Consider the following 18,089-nt stretch of genomic DNA (forward strand, 5'->3'; position numbering starts at 1 on the left):
CGGTGCGCGCCGTCCGGGCTTTCCTCGCGGTGTCGGCGATTGCAGGCTGTGCGTCGGGGAGCATGGCCGAGACCAGCCGCACCTTCAGGGTCGGCGCGGTCATCGCCAATGGTTGCGCGATCAGCGCCGATACCGGGGGCAGTTGGGGATCGATCGACCTCGGGTCGGTGAACGGGGTCGATGGGGGAGCCGCGCAAGGCAGCCTGGTCACCGCGGTTGCCGCCGGATTGCAGATCGACTGCACCCCGGGAATGAGCGTCACCCTCACCGCGGACAATGGCACTCAGCCGGCCAACGGGGGGCGCCAGCTCGTCCACGCGACCCGGCCTGCCGATCGCATGCCCTATCAGCTGTTCGCGAATGGCAGTCAGACGCCCTGGACGTCGCAGGCGATCGCGCTGGCATTCCCGATCGGCACGTCGCGACTCTCCGTTCCCGTACAGGCCCGTGCCGTCGTCCAGCGCGGCGTGGCGGCGGGGCGATATTCCGATGTGGTTCGCATCACCGTCACCTGGTGATGCAGCAAGGACAAGTCATGAAGATGCTGCGTATGTTGACCGCCATCGTCTCGCCGCTCCTCCTGCTGCCAGGCACAAGTCGCGCCGCGGCGGTCATCATCTGGCCGGTCGATCCGAAAATCACCGCCACCGAGCGCGCGACCGCGCTGTGGATCGAGAACAAGGGCAACGAACCGATCACGATGCAGGTCCGGACGCTGCGCTGGTCGCAGGGGCCGCAGGGCGATCTGTACGATGATCAGGACGAGGTCGTTGCCAGCCCGCCGATCGCGGTCATCCCGGCGGGGGAACGGCAGATGATCCGTGTGCTGCGGCGCGAGCGGCCTGCTGTCGCGGCGAACGACCAGACCGGCCCGGGGGAGCGCAGCTACCGCCTGTTGATCGACGAAATCCCCACCGCGAACGCGCCGAATGCGAGCCGGCTGCCGGCGGCCGAGCTTGCGGTACAGATGCGCTATTCGGTTCCGCTCTTCACCTATGCGGGGTCCGTCACCGCGGCCAAGCCCGAACTGACCGCGACGGTGGAACGGAGCGGCAGCGGTCGGACGCTGGCGATCCGAAATACCGGCATGCTGCATGCGCGACTCGTCGATATCCGGACAGCGGACGACAAGAAGACCAGTCTTGCTTCGGGGCTCGCGGGCTATGTCCTTGCGGGTCAGACCATGCGCTGGCCGGTGCCGGACGGCGTCCCGGATACCAGTCCGCTGATGGCAAACGTCAATGGCGCCGATCAGCGCATTGCCGCGCGTTGATCCGTCCGACACGCCATGATCCGCGGTTCGCTCCTGTTGACGACCATGCTGGTCTGCCTGCCACAAATGGCACGCGCGGGTGACCCGGTGCAGCAGCTGTTCGTCGAGCTGGTCGTGAATGGCCGTGCCACCGGCGATCTGGTGCCGCTGCGGATCGTCGGCACACGCATGCTCGTGCCGGCCGAGGCGCTCAGCCGAAATGGCGTGACGCTCGAGGGGGAGGGCGGCGGGACGGAGCGCGACGTCGCGTTGCTGCCGCACACCCGCGCCCGCTATGACGCCGCGCTCCAGACGCTTCATCTCGAAACCGCGCCCGATTATCTACCGACCACCCGGATCGCCGCGGGTGACAGGCCCCGCGCAGCCACGCTCGCCAGCTGGGGCGCGATGGTCAACTACCAGTTCTACGCGCAGCGCGCCGACGGTGGCTCCTTTTCATCCTTATGGTCCGAACAGCGGGTGTTCGGGCCGGTCGCGACGCTGTCCAATTCCGGCGTGATGCGGGTCGGGTCTCGCATCGGCGGCTATCTGCGCTACGATACGCATGCGAAAATCATCAACGAGGATCGCGCGCTGACCGTCACGGCGGGTGACCTGATCACGCGGTCCTTGCCCTGGAGCACGTCCGTCCGGCTGGGTGGCCTGCAGCTCACGCGCGATTTCAATACGCGGCCGGACCTGTTGACGATGCCGCTGCCGAGCTTTGCGGGCAAGGCGGCGGTGCCGTCGGCGGTGGACCTGTTCGTCGACGGCTATCGGCAGCAGGGTGCAGACGTCGCGCCCGGTCGGTTCGTGCTGCAGGATGTCCCGGTGATCAACGGCGCTGGCGAGGCCGTGATCGTCACGACGGACGCTGTGGGCCGGCAGATCGCGACCACGATTCCCTTCTACGTCTCGTCGACGCTGCTACGCGCCGGGCTCACCGATTTCGCAGCCGAAGCCGGCGCCATCCGCCAAGGCTATGGCATCCGCAACTTCGATTACGGCACGCTCGCCGCCAATGGCTCGATCCGACGCGGCATGACGTCGTTCCTGACGCTCGAGGCGCATGCCGAGGCGACCGCCCGGCTTCGGCAGATCGGGGGCGGGCTCGTGGTGGCGCCGTGGCGATTTGGCACCGTCGCGCTGTCGGTCAGTGCGTCGCGTTCGGGGCAGGCCGCGGGTCATCGCTGGTCGCTCGGCTACAGCTATACTGCGCGTCGCTTCAGCGTTGCCGCGCAATATGACGATCGCAGCAGGGGCTTTCGCGAGCTTGCAAGCTTCGACCTTGCAAATCCCGCGACACGGCGGCGGACCTATCGCGCGATCGCCAACGTCAATCTGGCGCGGCTGGGCACATTGGGGGCTGCGTATATCTCGGGGCGAACCTTGGGATCGGTCGACGAACTCACGCTACGTTCGCGCCTGCTGTCCTTGTCCTATGGCCGTCCGGTCGGATCGCGCGCGAACCTGTTCGTGACCGCGGATCGCGATTTCGAACGAGGCGCGACCAGTGCTCAGCTGCGCCTGTTCATCCCGTTCGGACGCAATGCGGCCAGCGGCGGGATCAGCCGTTCGGCCGGGCGCAATCTCTATCAGGTCGGTTATACCCGGGCGACGCCGACCGATGGCGGCCTCGGCATCGACGCCGGGATAGCAGCGGCAAGCCGGGGGCCGGCATCGGGGCAGGTGACCGGGACATGGCGCGCGCCCTTCATCGAAGTGCAGGCCGGGGGCGCGACGGCCCAGGCGCGCAGCTCGGCCTGGATCGGCGCATCGGGTTCGATCGTGGCGATGGACGGCGGCCTGTTCGTCGCCAACCAGGCGAGCGATGCCTTCGCGGTCGTCGAGACTGGCGTGGCTGGCGTTGGCGTCAGTTATGAAAACCAGCCGGTCGGCGTGACGAACCGCAAGGGCCATCTCTTCGTGCCCAATGTCGTGCCCTATCTTCCCGTCCGCTTCGCGATCGATACGCTGTCGCTGTCGGAGAACCATGTCGCATCCGCGGTGGAGCAGCGGGTTGCCGTGCGACAGGGCAGTGGTGCCGTCGTGCGTCTGAACGTCCGCATGACGCGCAACATCCTTGCGGTGCTCGTCGACAGCACCGGGGCGACACTCAAGCCGGGCGGTCGCGTCCAGCGTGAGGGGCATCCCGACGTCGCCATCGGCTGGGACGGCATCGCGTATCTGGAGGATGTCGGCGAACAGGTGTCGCTCTCCGCGCTGACGTCGGACGGGACGGTGTGCCAGGCGACGTTCGGCGTCTCCGCAGACGTCGCGGCGCTGTCACGGATAGGACCGGTCTCGTGCCGGTGATGGTGTCGCTGCGGCTGTTCTTCGCACTGGTCGTCCTGAGCATCGTGACGGGCCCCGCATTCGCCGCCTGCACGACATCGTCCGGGGCGCTCACCTTCTCGCCGGTGTCGTCGTACGACGTGCGAGGGGGCACGGTGCCGCAGGTTGCCGGGTCAGCAGGTCTTTCCTGTACGGGGTCCGTGCTGACGCTCATCGGCGGCAATTCGGCGCGCGCGACCATCACCAGCCTCAACCAGTTTCGCCTCGTAAAAGGCGCCGACGCGATCGCCTATCAGGTATCCGCCGATGCCAGCGGCACCACGCCGTTCACGCAGGGATCGACCGTCAACTATATGAGCGGCAGCCTGCTGGCGGTGCAGGGCGGTGGCAGCAGTTTCACCACGCCGTTGTTCGCGCGGTTAACGGCGGCTCCCAATGTGGCCGCCGGGACGTATAGCGACACACTGACGGTGCAATGGGACTATAGCGTCTGCAACGGGCTGAACGTGCTCGGTGTCGTCTGTACAGGCTATGATAGCGGGAAGGTCGTCGTAACGCTTCAGGTGACGCTGGTGGTCGGCAACGACTGCAAGATCACCGCGCCCGACCTGTCCTTCGGCAGTGCGGCGCTCGTCACGCAGTTCGGGCCGGTGACCTCGGCCGTCCAGATCGATTGCACTCGCGACGCCGTCTACCGGATCGGTTTCACACCCGGCGGCGCCGGCACGGGCGCGGCGTGGCGGCAGATGACCAGCGGCGCGGGCGCGACGTTGCAGTATCAGATCTATCATGCGGATGGCGTCACCGTCTGGAACGAAGCCAACCCGCTTACCGGCGCAAGCCCCGGAACGGGCAGCCTGACCCCGGTCAGAACCTATCCCTATGTCGCCAGGATCAATCAGGCGCAGGTCACGCCAACGGCGGGAAGCTACCAGGATACCGTCAGTGTGGTCGTGACATTCTGATCGATCGGCCACTGACCTTTGGCGGCAATCCTGCGATCGCGGCATCGCGCATCACGCGGGGCGGATGATGTCGCCGACACGAACGTCAGACAGGCCGAGCCATTGCGCCATCCGCTCCAACTCGACCTGCAGGCGCGGCAGCGTGTCGTCGGGCGCCCCCGGTTCGAACGTTATGCGCTTCGCCAGCAGCGCGCCCGCTTGCCGGTCCGCCTTGAGATCGACCCGCGCGACCAACGCCTCGTCCATCAGGAAGGGCAGCACATAATAGCCGTGGGTGCGTTGCGCCTGCGGCACATAGATCTCGATACGGTACCGGAAGCCGAACAGGCGTTCGGTGCGGCCGCGTTCCCAGATCAGCGGATCGAAGGGTGCCAGCAAGGCCGCACCGCGCACCCGGCGGGGCACCGCGGCGTCGCGGTGGAGCCAGACCTTCTGGCTGCAGCCGTCCACGCGGACGGGCACCAACACCTGATCCTCGACCAGATCGGCAATGGCATGATCCGCCTCGACGGGCTTCAGCCGGAAATAATCACGCAGCTCGGCAGCGGTCGCGATGCCGAGCGCGCGGGCGCTCCGCTCGATCAGCGCCCGCTGCGCCTCGGCGACGCTCGGCGTGGGCATGGCGAGCACGGCAGGGGGCAGCACCCGCTCGGGCAGGTCATAGACCCGCGCGAAACTGCCGCGCCGCGTCGCCGTCGTGATCCGGCCCGACCAGAACAGCCATTCTAGCGCGTGTTTGACGTCGCTCCATTCCCACCAGCCGCTGCGGCTCGTCCCGTTTTCGAAATCGGCGGCGGTCAGGGGGCCCTCGGCTGCGATGCGCGCCAGCACGGCGTCGGCTTCGCTGCGATGCTCTGTCGCAAAGCGGCGAAGCGCGGCGTAGCCGATCTCGCCTCGTTCAGCGCGGGCCATCCGCCATCGCAGCAGCGGATGAAGCTCGAGCGGCAGCAGCGACGCCTCATGCGCCCAATATTCGAAGAATTGGCGATGCGGCTTTGGACCCCAGGCGGCGCGCTCCAGCAGCGCCCGGTCGTAGCGGCCAAGCCGGGAAAACAGTGGCAGGTAATGCGCGCGGGCCAGCACGTTGACGCTGTCGATCTGGATAAGGCCCGTCCGATCGGCGACCTTGCGGACATGCGCTGCCGTGACCCGAGGAGGCGGTGGACGGTCGAACCCCTGGGCTGCAAGGGCAATGCGGCGCGCATCGGCCTGCGAGATGATCATGCGGTGATGATGGTCGCAAAAGACAGCGACGGTCAATGTTACCCCGGCTGCCCCCGCCGGGCTACAGCGTACCCCGTGTGATGCGGGAGTCGCGGGGCGTAAGGGCAATCGCGAAACGCCGCGAGCGCCTTAGTCGCTACTGGTCGGCGACCTTGATCTCGGTAATTTCCGCGTTTGAAAGACCCGGTTTCTCCGTACGGAGGTAGTGGAGAAGTTCGCCGATCTCCCGCGCATCGAACCGGAGGTCGAGATCGTCCATGTGGATGGCGACGGAACGCTGCCGCGCCTCCGACAGACCAGCGACGATATCGACGCATGCCTCGAGCGTTCCGCGTCCGACTTCCGTCGATGTCGCGCCGGCGGACGATGCGTCAGCGAAGATCCGGGCCGGCTCGCTCAAGGGGTAGGTGGTCATGACTGTCGCGTCCGTCGTCTACGGGGCAGGACATCGCCCGCCGGGGTGAGCCGGCGGGCGATCATTTCAGGCGTCTTCGGCGTCGATGTTGACGCTCGTCTCGGCGAGCTTCGTCATATATTCGTCGCCACCGTAAATGTCCTTGGTGGCCGCGTTCAGCGCCTTGTGATCATCCTTGAGACCCAGCGCCTTGGCATAGGCTGCGGCTGTACCAAAACCGGCGATCCCGTAATGCGTCATCCGCTGATATTGGGCGATGATCATGACATCGAGCAACGGACCCTTGGCCGGACCCTCTTCGACGACATGCTTGGTGGCTTCGGCCACAAGCCCTTCCATACCCTTGCAATGCTCCTTCGAGACCTTCTCGTCGTTCGACGCGATCAACTCCTTGAGGAGGTCGGTATGCTTCTCGATATCCGCCTGCGACTTGGTCAGCATGTCCTTCAGCGCGGCATCGCTGGCCTTCGACGTGATCTTCTTCAGGACCTTCTTCATCTGGTCGTTCGCCGACCACAGGTCCTTCAGCTCGTCGGTGTAGATGTCTTTCAGATCTTCGGGTGCAGACATGGGATGGTCCTTGCTGGACCACCGGATGAAACGTCCGGTGGCGTGGTTGACGTTGAATAAGGGTGTAGCGTGTCGTCCTGGCGTCAGCCGGCGCCGGGCTTTGCCTGTTCGTGCTCATAGCGCGCATCGGTACCGACCTTGCCGGTTGCCTCGGCCTCGGCGATACCGGACGTCTCAACGACCTTGATCGTGCCATGCTCGGCTGCGATCGAGTGCGGGGTCCGATCGGCATCGGGGTCGGCCGCGATCGTCGTACCGCCGCCGCCGTGCGAGCCGGCGACGGCGTTGCCGGCGCTGCCCCCGTCTTCACCCGCCTGACCGCCGCCATGATAGGCGATGTCCGTCTGGCCGCCCTGCGACGCGGGGCTGGTATCGGCGTCGATCTTGCCTTCGTGCGGGTTGGGATAGGCGCCGCCCGCGCTCTCACCGCCGTCGCTGCGACCGTGAACGCGGCCGTCGGTATCGCTGCGAGGCGACTCCGAGACGCCATCCGGCGCGCCCTTGCTCGCGGGATTGCCCGGGACGGGGGTATGAACCTTGTCGCTCATGGAAACTCCTCGTGACGGTCGTGGATAGGAAGCGGCCACCCCGATCGGCATGCCGAGCGGACCGGGGTGGGGCAGGGTTACGGCCGCAGCACGACCTTGATGACACCGTCCTGCTTGTCGCGGAACTTCTGGTACATTTCGGGCGCATCCTCGAGACTTGCAGGGTGAGTCACAACGAAGCTCGGATCGATATCGCCGGCTTCGATCCGCGCCAGCAACGGCTTGGTGTAAGCCTGAACATGCGTCTGGCCGGTCTTGATCGTCAGCCCCTTGTTCATCATCGCGCCGATTGGGATCTTGTCGCCCATCCCGACATAGACGCCGGGGATCGAGACCGTGCCACCCATCCGGCAGCTCATGATGGCCTCGCGCAGGACATGCACACGGTCGGTCGCGAGGAACGTCGCTGCCTTCACCTTGTCGATCACCGCATCCATCGCGCCATGACCCGAGGCTTCTGCGCCGACGGCGTCGATGCAGCTGTCCGGGCCGCGGCCCTTTGTGCGGAACTGGAGTTCGTCATAGACGCTGTCGACCTCGGCAAAGTTGATCGTCTCCGCCCCGCCGGCCTCGGCCATCGCGAGACGCTCAGGCACTTCGTCGATCGCGATCACGCGGCCTGCGCCGAGCATCAGCGCCGATCGGATCGCGAACTGGCCGACCGGACCGCAGCCCCAGATCGCCACGGTGTCGCCTTCTTCGATGTTCGCATTCTCGGCGGCCATATAGCCCGTCGGGAAAATATCGGAGAGGAACAGCGCCTGATCGTCGGTGATGTTGTCGGGCACCTTGATCGGGCCGATATCAGCCATCGGCACGCGCAGAAACTCTGCCTGGCCACCGCAATACCCACCGAGCATGTGGCTGAAGCCGAACAGGCCGGCAGGCGAATGGCCCATCGCCTTGATCGCCATTTCGGCATTCGGGTTGGTCCGCTCGCACGCTGAGAACAGGCCCTTGCGGCAGAAGAAGCAGTCGCCGCAGCTGATCGTGAACGGCACGACGACGCGGTCGCCGATCTTCAGGTTGGTGACCTCGGAGCCCAGTGCGACGACGACGCCCATATTCTCATGGCCGAGAATGTCCCCGGCCTGCATGGTCGGCTGATAGCCGTCGAGCAGATGAAGATCGGACCCGCAAATCGCGCAAGACGATACCTTGATGATCGCGTCGCGCGGATGCTTGATCTCTGGGTCCGCGACAGTGTCGACCCGAACATCGCCTTTTCCATGCCAAACCAGTGCGCGCATCAGAAAGTCTCCGTCTTGTAAGTAGCGTGCCGTACCTTCGAAAGTACAAGCCGCCGTCAGAAGTCATCAGCCATCGGGCCATCTCGAGGAAGCATAGTCAGCAGAAACAACAACGCGAACGCCAGGCGGCGTCATCGCGTCATGTGTCCTACCGTCAAGCCACACGTCAGGCCCCGGATATTGATGGAGACATAGCGATTTGGATGTCCTCATCGTTCCTGACGATCTTGACTATTCGTCGGGAATATTTTGTATTGATCCTCATCAGTGTGACTAAACGCATGGGATCATTGGCAAATTGCCAAAAATGGGCGTCGGGTTGGGCTCCTCGCCGGCGAAAAATCACACCTTCAACCGTTTCACGGAGGATGCGCGCGCCGCCATGCTTGCCGTCGTCGGGGCCAATTCGGACAGCGGACCGTTGGGATGTCAGCAACCTTCGCCGACACTCACCGGCGCACCTGCGCGACGCTGGCATGCCGGCTGGCAAACGCGACTTCGATTCGGGAACAAGATATGCAGATCAAGGCCATCCTCTTCGACATCGACGGCACGCTGGTCGATACCAATGACATGCATGTCCTCGCCTGGGAGGAAGCCTTTGCAGGCGTCGGGGCGTCCTTCGACCGGCAGGTGATCCACGATCAGATCGGCAAGGGGACCGACATGCTCGTGCCGACCCTGTTGCCCGGTGCCGACGCGGAGGAGCAGGAGAAACTCGGCGATACGCACGGCGCGATTTTCAAGGCAAAATATCTCGAGACTGCCAAGCCGTTCGCTCGCGCGCATGATCTGCTGGCGCACGCGCATGGCCTGGGGCAGCAGGTCGTGCTCGCCTCGTCGGCGTCGGGATCGGAGCTCGATCATTACATCGCGCTGCTCGAGGCGCGCGACCTGATAGGCGCGACAACGAGCAGCGACGACGTCGAGCGCACCAAACCCGCCCCGGACATTTTCGCGACCGCGCTGAGGGCGCTGCCGGGGATCGATCCTGCTGAGGTGATGGTCGTCGGTGACACGCCTTATGACATCGAGGCGGCCGCCAAATGCGGGATCGCCGCGGTTGCGGTCCGATCGGGCAAGTTCAGCGACGAGCAACTGAACGGCGCGGGTGCGGTCGCGATCTATGACGATGTCGCGGCCTTGCTTGCCGATTACGCCCAGTCGCCGCTGGGACGCTGATCGCCATGGCCGTCACACTGAAACTCCTTCGCGATCAGGTCATCGTCGTTACCGGCGCGACCAGCGGCAACGGCCTCGCAATCGTCGAGGCCGCCGTGCAACGCGGTGCGGCCGTGGTCGCGACCGCGCGGAACGACGCCGCGCTCGAGGCACTCCGCGTCCGTTTGTCGGCCGATGGCGGACGCATCGCGGTCTGCGTCGCCGACGTCAGCGACCTGGCGGCGGTCGAGCGTGTCGCCGCCGTTGCAGTCGCGGCGTTCGGCGGCTTCGACAGCTGGGTCAACAATGCCGCGACAGGCACGTACGGCACACTGGATCAGGTGCCGGTCGCCGATCACCGGCGCGTGGTCGACGTCAATTATTTTGGCGTGCTGCACGGATCGCTGGTCGCGGCCCGCCATCTGCGCAAGCGAGGCGGCGCGATCGTCAACATTGGCTCGATCCTCAGCGACCGCGCGATCGTCGAGCAGGGGCCCTATGGCGCGACCAAGCATGCGGTTCAGGCGCTGACGGACACGTTGCGGATGGAGCTGGAGCAGGAGGGGGCCGGCATCTCGGTCACGCTGATCAAGCCCGGTGCGATCGACACGCCATTCCCCGAACATGCGCGCAATTTCATGGATCAACCACCGCGCCTGCCACCGCCGCTCTACACCCCCTCGGTCGTCGCCGACGCGGTGCTGTTCGCGTGCGAGACGCCGCGGCGGACGCTGTATGCTGGTGGTGGCGGGCTGCTGGCATCACTCCTCTCGCGCGCCGCGCCGCGGGTGAGCGACCGGATCATGGAACTGGTCGGCACGTTCGCGCAGCAGAAGCCCGGGGATCCCGGTGATCCGGCACGCCGCGACAATCTTTATGATCCGCGGGTCGACGCGTTGCGCGGGACCCAGAATGTCCACGCGCGCACGTCGAGCAGCGTGCTGCAGGTGCAGAAGCTTCACCCGGCGGTTGTGATGCTCGGTGTTGTCGGCACTGGTATCGTCGTCGCGCTCGGCCGACCAAAGGATGCCCGCCGGTAATATCAGGCACGTAAAGGGGAGGGAGCGTGCGCGGCCTCGCCATGCGCGTCCTTCCGCGCCATTTAGCAGTCTATATCAAACGAACTCCGGCTTCGCGGAACTGCGCTTCCGCCACGTCTACCGTCGTTCCGTCGCCGACCGGCATTGCGATCGCTCGGGTGTAGTCCTTCAGGATAGACGCTTCGAAGCCCTCGCGCCGCGCATCGAGTGCCGACCAGGCAACGCAGAAATCATAGGCCAGCCCAACGAACACGCACCGCCGAACCTGCTTGTCCCGCAGATACCCGGCCAGCCCCGTTCTCGTCGTCTTGTCGTTCTCGAAAAAGGCCGAATAGGAATCAATGTCCGAATTAAGCCCCTTACGAACGATGACGTGTGCGCGGCGGATGGTGCCCTCCACCCCGGGATGGAACTCGGCACCAGCGGTTCCCTGGACGCAGTGATCAGGCCAGAGGACCTGCTCGCCATATGGCATCGCCACGGTATCGAACGGCTTTCGACCGGAGTGGCTGCTCGCAAACGACAGGTGCCCGGCCGGATGCCAGTCCTGCGTTACGACGACATGCTGGAACCGCGGGGCAAGTAGCTCGATCTCGGCCATGATCTCGGTTCCGCCCGCAACGGCCAGCCGGCCGCCCGGGCAGAAGTCGATCTGCGGGTCGACCACGATGAGCGCGTCCGACCCCGTGATCGCTGCGTCGCCGGTGAACTGCTCGATACCCAATGTCATCTCCTGCAAAGCCGACAGGTCGCGTCAAAGGCGGCCTATTACAAGAATGATCGTATCGCCGAATTCCTATCTGCGAACACTGGTCGACGGCCGGGCCAGGTCCGGGAAGCGATCGAGGATCGCGCTGGTTACGCCGTTGGTCCAGCCGAACCCGTCCTGGACCGGATATTCGCCGCCCCCGCCGGGTATGCGCTGTTCGATATTATACTTTTCGAGCATCTTGCCGGTATCGGCATAGGCCGCGCCGACCGTCCCGAGCCAGCGTCTGGCGATGTCCTTGGCCAGCGCCGGTTCGCCGTTTCGCTCGAGCCCAGCGACAGCGACCCATTGCAGCGGTGCCCAGCCATTGGGTTCGTCCCATTGCTGTCCGGTGTTGAGCGTCGTCGTGCGCAGGCCCCCCTCGGCGACCAATGATTTGCGCACCGTCGCGGCGACGGCCTTCGCCTGGGCCGGCGACGCAAGCCCGACGAACAGCGGGTGCAGCATCGCCGCATTGATGCTGGTCGTGGGCATGCGCGTCGACAGGTCCCAGTCTGCGTAGCGCGCGGTCGTCGCCTGCCAGAGATAGCGGTCGATCGCGGTCTTGCGCTTGGTCGCCAGGGTCGTGAATTCGGTCACGCAGGGGGTGTCGCCGGCGGTCTGGCAGCGCGCGGCGATGCGGCGTTCCATCGCCCAGATCAGGCTGTTGAGATCGACGGGCACGATGTCGGTGGTGTGGATTGTGGCGAGCGACCGCGGATCGCGGAGCCAGCGCGAGCTGAAATCCCACCCGCTCTCCGCGCCCGCGCGCAGGTTGCGCTGCGTATCGGCGGCGGCGCGGGGTGCCGCCCTGGCCGCGGTCTCGACATCCTCGGCATAGGATTCGTCGCGCGGCGTATCGCGGTCGTCATAATAGCGGTTGAGCACGCTGCCGTCGGGCATCCGCACCACGCGGAGACAGGCCGGATTGCCGTCGAGACAAGTTCCGCCCTTCATCCAGAAGGCGTGCTCCGCGCGCAGCGCCGCCAGTCTACGCTTTGCGACAGCGGGATCGGTGTTGGTCGAGAGATCGAGCATCAGCGCATAATAAGGCGGCTGCGACCGGCTAAGATAATAGGTCCGTGTCCCGTTCGGGATATGCCCGTAGCGCTCGATCAGGCTGGTGAAATCGTCGAGCATCGCTTCGACGAGCGGCTGCTGGCCATCGACCTTCAGCCCGAGCATCGTGAAATAGCTGTCCCAGTAATAGATTTCGCGGAAGCGTCCGCCCGGCACGACATAGGGTGCCGGCAGCGGCAGTGCGGAGCTGCCTGCGACGGGGGCGACCGGCTGACGGGCGAGTTGCGGCCACAGGGCGCGGACATGCGACCGGAGATCGCTCGAGCCCCGGTCATTCTCGCCGGGAACCACGAAGTTGGCGAGCACGAACGCCTTCAGCGCAGGGCCGGCGGGTCTGGTCCGCGCATAGTCCGCCATGATCGCCGCGGCGGCGCGCTTGGGGACGGCATCGACGAACGTCTTGCCGTCCGCGAAGACGTGACCCTGCTGCACGGCCTGGAACAGCGGGCCGTAGATATCGGCTGGCGATTGGGCCTTCGCGGCAGAGAGTGCGGGAGAGGCGGTCGGTCGGGACGGAGCGGTCTGGGCAGGCGCCATCGCGGCGACCGAGGCCAGGGCGGCAAAACGGCAAAGGGTTTTCATGAAGATCGCAACCATTTCGCCAGGGTGATCGATCCCCCGACGGGGCGGGATCGATCACCCTGGGCTGTGTCAGAACTTGAACGCGGCGGCGAATCGGATCGAGCGACCCACGATCGGCCTTGCGAGGATCGTGCCGCTTCCCTGCGATCCGAGCGTGCGCGGATTGCCCTCGGTCAGCCCGATCTCGTCGGTCAGATTGTCACCGATCACCTGGAACTGCACCTGCCGGTTCAGATCGAGCGTGATGCCTGCGTCGAGCTTGTAAAAGCTCGGCAGCACCTGCGCGTTCTGGACGTCGGAGAACCGGTCGCCGATATAGCCGATCGTTGCATAGACGCCGGCCTTCGCATCGCCGCCGAGCTCGAGATCATAAGCGGGGGTCACGCGCCATTGCCATTTCGGCTGGCGCTGAACTCGGTTGCCGGTGAGATCGGTCCGGCCGCCATCGGTGAAGAAGTCGCGATAGGTCGCGTCGAGATAGGTCGCCGACCCGCTGAGCGTGAAGCCGCCGAACGGCCGCAACTGCCCCTCGAACTCGACGCCGGTCGCCTTGGCGCCGCCGACCGACGCGATCGGGGCGCCGCTGGTGATGACCGTCGTCGCAAGGCCGTCGAACGTGTTGTGGAACAGCGTCGCGTACAGGTTGGCGATGCCGGTCGAGACCTTCACGCCGCCCTCATAGCTGTCGACCTGCGGTGCGACGTCGATCCCGTCGCGCAGATTGTCGAAGAACGGAAAGCTGTTGCCGCGGCTGTAGCGGACGAACGCGCCGACCTGCCTGGTCAGGTCGTAATTGACGCCGCCGGTCCACGACCAGGCATCGCCGCGGTAGCGGATCGTGCGGAAGGTGCCGTTCAGCTGCGCATCGCCATTGTCGTAGAGCGTCAGCGGATTGCCGTCCGCACCCGCCGCCGGGACCGTCGCTGCAAGGTTTTCGAGCGTGCCGTCGACCGAGTGATGCTGCCACCGGACGCCGCCGTCGATCCGCAGCTGGTCGGTAATCTGCAGTTCGTCGACCGCATAGCCCGCGACGTCCTCGCCGGTGTAGCGCGCGTTGACCTTGAACGTCGATCCGCCCGAGAAGCCGTCCCGCGTGACGATCCGGCCATCCGCGAATGTCAGATTCAGTCGGCGGGCGTTTGGCTCGGCGGTGAGCAGCATGCTGTTGCCGAGATTCCATCGGTCACGCGACTTGTACCGCGTGTAGTAGACGCCGCCGGTCAGCGTGTTGCTGCCCGATTTCCACTCGAGCGCGAAATCGTTGACGAAGGCCTGGATGTGCTTCTCGACGCTCCAGAGGCCGGCCTCGACGACCGCCTGGTTGGGCGAGGCCGCCGCACCGCCGGTCGCGAAGGTGAGCGATCCGATCGTCCCGCCCCGGCCGGCCGCATAGGCGGCGGCGGTGACCGGCGCGGCGCCGCCGGGGACGAGACCGATCGTGTTCGCATCGCCCTCCATCCAGCTGCCGCGATCGCGCACCGTGATCCCGCTGCCCAGTTCGTAATCGAAATTGCCGCCCAGATTATAGATTTTCGCGCTGCGGCCATCCGCCAGATCGACCCGGCTGCCGTCATTGCGTACGCCGATCCGCGTGTCGCGTCCGACGAGCGTCCCGGTCCCGGCATCGAAGCCGGGATATTCGCGGATCTTGTCGCCGTCCTGGACGACCGGGATGGGCAGCAGCCACTGGCCGCGATCGTCGAGATAGCGGCCGAAGACCAAGATCGAGCCCTTGTCAAAGTCATGGCGGATATTGCCGGTGATCTGGCCGCCGCGCTCCGCCTCGAACTGCGCGTCACGGATCCCGCGCGAGGTCGAGTAATAGCCGCCGAGCATATAGGTGGTGCTGTCGTCGATCGGCCCCGAGACATAGCTGTCGACGCGGAACTCACCGAAATCGGTGCCGCTGAGTTTCAGCAATCCGGCCGGCGTCTGCTTCCCTTCACGCTGGACGAGGTTGACGGTCAGGCCGGGCTGGCCGTTCGAGAACAGCGCGCCGGTGCCGCCGCGCACCGCTTCGACGCGCTGGATCGTCTCATCGATACGGATCAGCTGCGTGTTTTCGAGGAACGACAGCGTCGGCGGCGGGAAGAAGGGCACGCCCTGCGTCTGGAAGGTGACATATTCCGCATCGCCACCAGATGGATAGCCGCGCACGAAGATGTTCGCGCCGGTCTTGCCGCCCGAGCTTTCGGTGCTGACCCCCGGCACCGCGCGGAGGACCTCGGCGGTGCTGGCAGTGCCGAGCCGCTGCGCCATGCTGCTGTCGATCGTGGTGACCGCGAACGCGGCATCCTGGCGCCGGGTGCCCGCGCCCGCGGTGCCGATGACGACGATATCGGGGGCGGTTTCCTCGGGCACCTGCGTCGCGGCGGGATCAGCGGCCGCCTGTGCCGGGGCGACCTGAACCGCCGCGGGCGTGGCTTCCGCCGCCTGAGAGTGCGCGTCGATGATCAGATAGGCCCCGCTCGGCGTCAGTCGGTGGCCGAGCCCGGAGCCTTTCAGGATCGTCGTCAGCGCAGCGCCGACGTCCATCCGGCCGGCCACCGCGCGTGCGGTCTTGCCGCGGACGAGGCTGGGGGAGAACAGGATCTGCCTGCCGCTCTGGCGCGAGAAGGCGAGCAACGCGGTGCTCATGTCCTGCCGCGCGATGCGGATGCCGATAGCGGCCTGCGCGGTGACGCCGATCGGGATCCCGCCTGCGCCGAGCGCCAATGCGGTCAACATCACGCCGCGTATCAGCACGGCCCTGCCTGTGGATGTCATGCAACCCTCCCTGTTCGTGCGATCCCTCTGCCGGGGTCGATCTGACGATAAAGACGCGGCACGTTGGAAAACCCGAACCGGGTTTTGCCCTAGGGTCGATTATTTTTTCGACGCGATCGTGATGCTGCCGTTAGGGTGCCGATCGACGCTGACGGGAAAGCCTAGTTCGAGCGCGTTGAGGAACGGCTGGACATCGCCCGTCCGGAATGCGCCGCTGATCCGGACCCGGCCCGCAGCGGCGTCGGCGATCGCGATCTGCTGGACGCTGTAGCGATTTATCTCGGCGACGGCCTGACTTAATGCCTCGTCCTCAAACACGAGCCGCCCTTCGCTCCAGCTTGCCAGCCGCTGCGCGCTGCCGGGCATGTGGCGAACCGACACGCCGCTGGCCGATGCGGTCAGGACGTCGTCCGGCACCATCGCGACGGGCTTGCCGTGCGCGCCCTTGCCGGCGACGCTGACGAGCCCTTCGAGCAGCGCGACGCGCACCGCACTGGTTTCGAGCCGCACGTCGAACGCGGTGCCGTGCGCGGTGACCGCCTGCGCGCCGGCAGTGACGACGAACGGCCGGGTCTGGTGCTTGGCGACCTCGAACAAGGCCTGTCCGCGTTCCAGCACCAATCGACGCTCGGTGCGCGTATAGGCCATCCGGACCCGCGTGTCGGTATCGAGAGTCAGCCGCGACCCGTCGGACAGCGTGACCATCAGGCGCTGACCCGTCGCCGTCCGGTACACGGGTGTTTCGGCGACCTGCACGGCAGGCGTATCATCGGCGAAGCGCCACAGGGCCAGCGGCGCGACCACCGTGGCACAGGCGGCCGCGGCCAGTATCCACGGCGCGACCCGTCGCGGCTCGCGGCGCAGCGCAGCGCGTGCCACGGCCGCGTGTCTCAATGTCAGCAGGTCGGGATGGTCCGCCAGCGCTGCACTAGCCGCCCGTGCTTGGGCTATCACCGCCCAGGCTGCAGCGTGGTCCGGTCGCGCATGCCAGTCTTCGAACCGCGCACGCATTGCGGCGCTCGGGTCGCGGTCGAGCCGTTCGGCCCATTCCGCGGCTTCGATCATGACCGGATCGCTCACCGATGCCAGTCCTTCAGGCGTTCCGCGACATGCGCGAGCGCGCGCGCCTGGTGCTTCTCGGCGGCGCGCGTCGAGATCGCCATGGCATGCGCGACATCGGCCATCTTCAATCCCTCCAGCATCCTGAGCACGAACACGTCACGTGTCCGTTCGGGCAGTTCGGCAAGCGCATGACGCAACGCGTCCGCGATGTACTTACTCGCCAAGACGCGGTCGGGCGCGAAATCCGAACCTTCAAGCGAAAGATCGTCGATCGGATCGGACAATCCCGCGCCCCGCGCCTGATTGCGCCGGGCCTGATCCTTGAGGACATTGGCTGCGGTGACGAAGATGAAGCTGTCGTGCTGGCGAATGCCGTTCGGGTCTTCCAGCCGACTGAGTCGCAGGAAAACCTCCTGGACCAGATCGGGGACGTCGTGTGGCGCGGACACGCGCCGCGTGAAGTACCGGCTGAGCGGCCGGGTATAGGTCTCGACCAGCGTGCGAAGGATCGTTGTCCTTTCGCCAAGGCCGGACACTTGCTCCCCCTCCATAGCCATGACCGGTTTCTAATAGCCGGGTCTGTTACGTCAATGTGTCTCGCTGCTCGGTATTTGACGCGGCCAAACGTGCGGTGCTCGAAATCTATATTGAAGCCGGAAATCCGTCAGTGTCCCAATAGCCGTGAACACCGTTTTCTGGGTCCCTCCACGAGGCATAGCTGGTCAGCGCTGCTTCTTTGTCGTCGTCGCGGTGAAATCAGGATCCTTCTTCGCGACCCAATCCACGAATTTGCGGACCGTGGGATCGGCGAGCAGCGCGTCGACATTCATGCCGTGGCGTTGCAGTTCGGAATTGGTGAAATTCGCCATCAAGGTCTGCTGGCAGATCGGATGCATCGGCACGACATCGCGACCGCCCCGGCTCTTGGGCACGGGATGATGCCAGACAATGGTCTTGCCGAGCGCGCGGCCGCAGAGCCAGCACGGCGCGACCGGTGCCGGGCCTTCCTCGTCTTCGCGATTGGGCTCCTCATACGGGGCATGTTTCGAATGTTTGCGGGCCATGTCGCTGCGTAATCTTTCGGTGGATGTTTGCACGCCGTAGCGGCGGGCCCGGCACCACTACACCTGT

Annotated in this window: 17 protein-coding genes; 6 read left to right on the top strand and 11 right to left on the bottom strand. The window is 65.8% G+C overall.

Going from position 1 to position 18,089, the window contains the following annotated elements; translation table 11 throughout:
* The first annotated feature begins 2 nt into the window (after window positions 1-2).
* The 4 genes from J3A66_RS00720 to J3A66_RS00735 are packed head-to-tail and all read left to right on the top strand — an operon-like array spanning window position 3 to window position 4,512.
* A complete protein-coding gene (locus J3A66_RS00720) occupies window positions 3-518 on the top strand; it encodes a spore coat protein U domain-containing protein (RefSeq protein WP_209566553.1) in 516 nt (171 codons plus the stop codon).
* A 17-nt stretch (window positions 519-535) separates the two neighbouring features.
* A complete protein-coding gene (locus tag J3A66_RS00725) occupies window positions 536-1,273 on the top strand; it encodes a molecular chaperone (RefSeq protein WP_209566554.1) in 738 nt (245 codons plus the stop codon).
* A gap of 15 nt (window positions 1,274-1,288) precedes the next feature.
* On the top strand, window positions 1,289-3,568 hold the full coding sequence (locus J3A66_RS00730) for a fimbria/pilus outer membrane usher protein (RefSeq protein ID WP_209566555.1): 2,280 nt from the start codon (window positions 1,289-1,291) through the stop codon (window positions 3,566-3,568).
* On the top strand, window positions 3,568-4,512 hold the full coding sequence (locus J3A66_RS00735; protein ID WP_245336889.1) for a spore coat U domain-containing protein: 945 nt from the start codon (window positions 3,568-3,570) through the stop codon (window positions 4,510-4,512). Before J3A66_RS00730 ends, J3A66_RS00735 begins: the two co-directional genes overlap by 1 nt.
* A gap of 51 nt (window positions 4,513-4,563) precedes the next feature.
* Here J3A66_RS00735 and J3A66_RS00740 read toward each other — a convergent pair whose 3' ends face one another.
* From J3A66_RS00740 to J3A66_RS00760, 5 genes are all read right to left on the bottom strand, one after another.
* Window positions 4,564-5,736, bottom strand: coding sequence for a crosslink repair DNA glycosylase YcaQ family protein (locus J3A66_RS00740; RefSeq protein ID WP_209566557.1), 1,173 nt, complete (start codon window positions 5,734-5,736; stop codon window positions 4,564-4,566).
* A gap of 136 nt (window positions 5,737-5,872) precedes the next feature.
* Window positions 5,873-6,151, bottom strand: coding sequence for a hypothetical protein (locus tag J3A66_RS00745; RefSeq protein ID WP_192070941.1), 279 nt, complete (start codon window positions 6,149-6,151; stop codon window positions 5,873-5,875).
* 66 nt (window positions 6,152-6,217) lie between these two features.
* The gene (locus tag J3A66_RS00750; protein WP_031439927.1) at window positions 6,218-6,721 is read right to left on the bottom strand and encodes a ferritin-like domain-containing protein; all 504 of its coding nucleotides are present in this window, start codon (window positions 6,719-6,721) and stop codon (window positions 6,218-6,220) included.
* 83 nt (window positions 6,722-6,804) lie between these two features.
* Complete coding sequence (locus J3A66_RS00755; protein ID WP_042466707.1) at window positions 6,805-7,269, bottom strand: hypothetical protein; 465 nt, start codon at window positions 7,267-7,269, stop codon at window positions 6,805-6,807.
* A 77-nt stretch (window positions 7,270-7,346) separates the two neighbouring features.
* Entirely contained in the window at window positions 7,347-8,519 is a 1,173-nt protein-coding gene (locus J3A66_RS00760) for a zinc-dependent alcohol dehydrogenase (protein WP_209566558.1), read from the bottom strand.
* 516 nt (window positions 8,520-9,035) lie between these two features.
* On the opposite strand from J3A66_RS00760, the gene J3A66_RS00765 reads away from it, so the two are divergent.
* Both J3A66_RS00765 and J3A66_RS00770 read left to right on the top strand, forming a co-directional pair.
* The gene (locus J3A66_RS00765; protein WP_209566559.1) at window positions 9,036-9,701 is read left to right on the top strand and encodes an HAD family hydrolase; all 666 of its coding nucleotides are present in this window, start codon (window positions 9,036-9,038) and stop codon (window positions 9,699-9,701) included.
* 5 nt (window positions 9,702-9,706) lie between these two features.
* A complete protein-coding gene (locus tag J3A66_RS00770; RefSeq protein ID WP_209566560.1) occupies window positions 9,707-10,720 on the top strand; it encodes an SDR family oxidoreductase in 1,014 nt (337 codons plus the stop codon).
* A gap of 70 nt (window positions 10,721-10,790) precedes the next feature.
* Here J3A66_RS00770 and J3A66_RS00775 read toward each other — a convergent pair whose 3' ends face one another.
* The 6 genes from J3A66_RS00775 to J3A66_RS00800 all read right to left on the bottom strand — a co-directional run bounded on the left by J3A66_RS00775 (window position 10,791) and on the right by J3A66_RS00800 (window position 18,022).
* Complete coding sequence (locus tag J3A66_RS00775; RefSeq protein WP_245336647.1) at window positions 10,791-11,444, bottom strand: nicotinamidase; 654 nt, start codon at window positions 11,442-11,444, stop codon at window positions 10,791-10,793.
* 72 nt (window positions 11,445-11,516) lie between these two features.
* Window positions 11,517-13,130, bottom strand: coding sequence for an alpha,alpha-trehalase TreF (gene treF / locus J3A66_RS00780; RefSeq protein ID WP_245336648.1), 1,614 nt, complete (start codon window positions 13,128-13,130; stop codon window positions 11,517-11,519).
* Between the two features lie 69 nt (window positions 13,131-13,199).
* On the bottom strand, window positions 13,200-15,896 hold the full coding sequence (locus J3A66_RS00785) for a TonB-dependent receptor (RefSeq protein ID WP_245336649.1): 2,697 nt from the start codon (window positions 15,894-15,896) through the stop codon (window positions 13,200-13,202).
* Between the two features lie 99 nt (window positions 15,897-15,995).
* On the bottom strand, window positions 15,996-16,976 hold the full coding sequence (locus J3A66_RS19175) for a FecR domain-containing protein (RefSeq protein WP_209566561.1): 981 nt from the start codon (window positions 16,974-16,976) through the stop codon (window positions 15,996-15,998).
* Entirely contained in the window at window positions 16,973-17,494 is a 522-nt protein-coding gene (locus J3A66_RS00795; protein WP_348633963.1) for a sigma-70 family RNA polymerase sigma factor, read from the bottom strand. Before J3A66_RS00795 ends, J3A66_RS19175 begins: the two co-directional genes overlap by 4 nt.
* Window positions 17,495-17,680: 186 nt before the next feature.
* A complete protein-coding gene (locus J3A66_RS00800) occupies window positions 17,681-18,022 on the bottom strand; it encodes a hypothetical protein (RefSeq protein ID WP_192138802.1) in 342 nt (113 codons plus the stop codon).
* Window positions 18,023-18,089 lie beyond the last annotated feature (67 nt).

Origin of the sequence: Sphingomonas sp. PvP018, assembly GCF_017876865.1 — a bacterium.
In the GTDB taxonomy this organism is placed as follows: domain Bacteria; phylum Pseudomonadota; class Alphaproteobacteria; order Sphingomonadales; family Sphingomonadaceae; genus Sphingomonas; species Sphingomonas aerolata.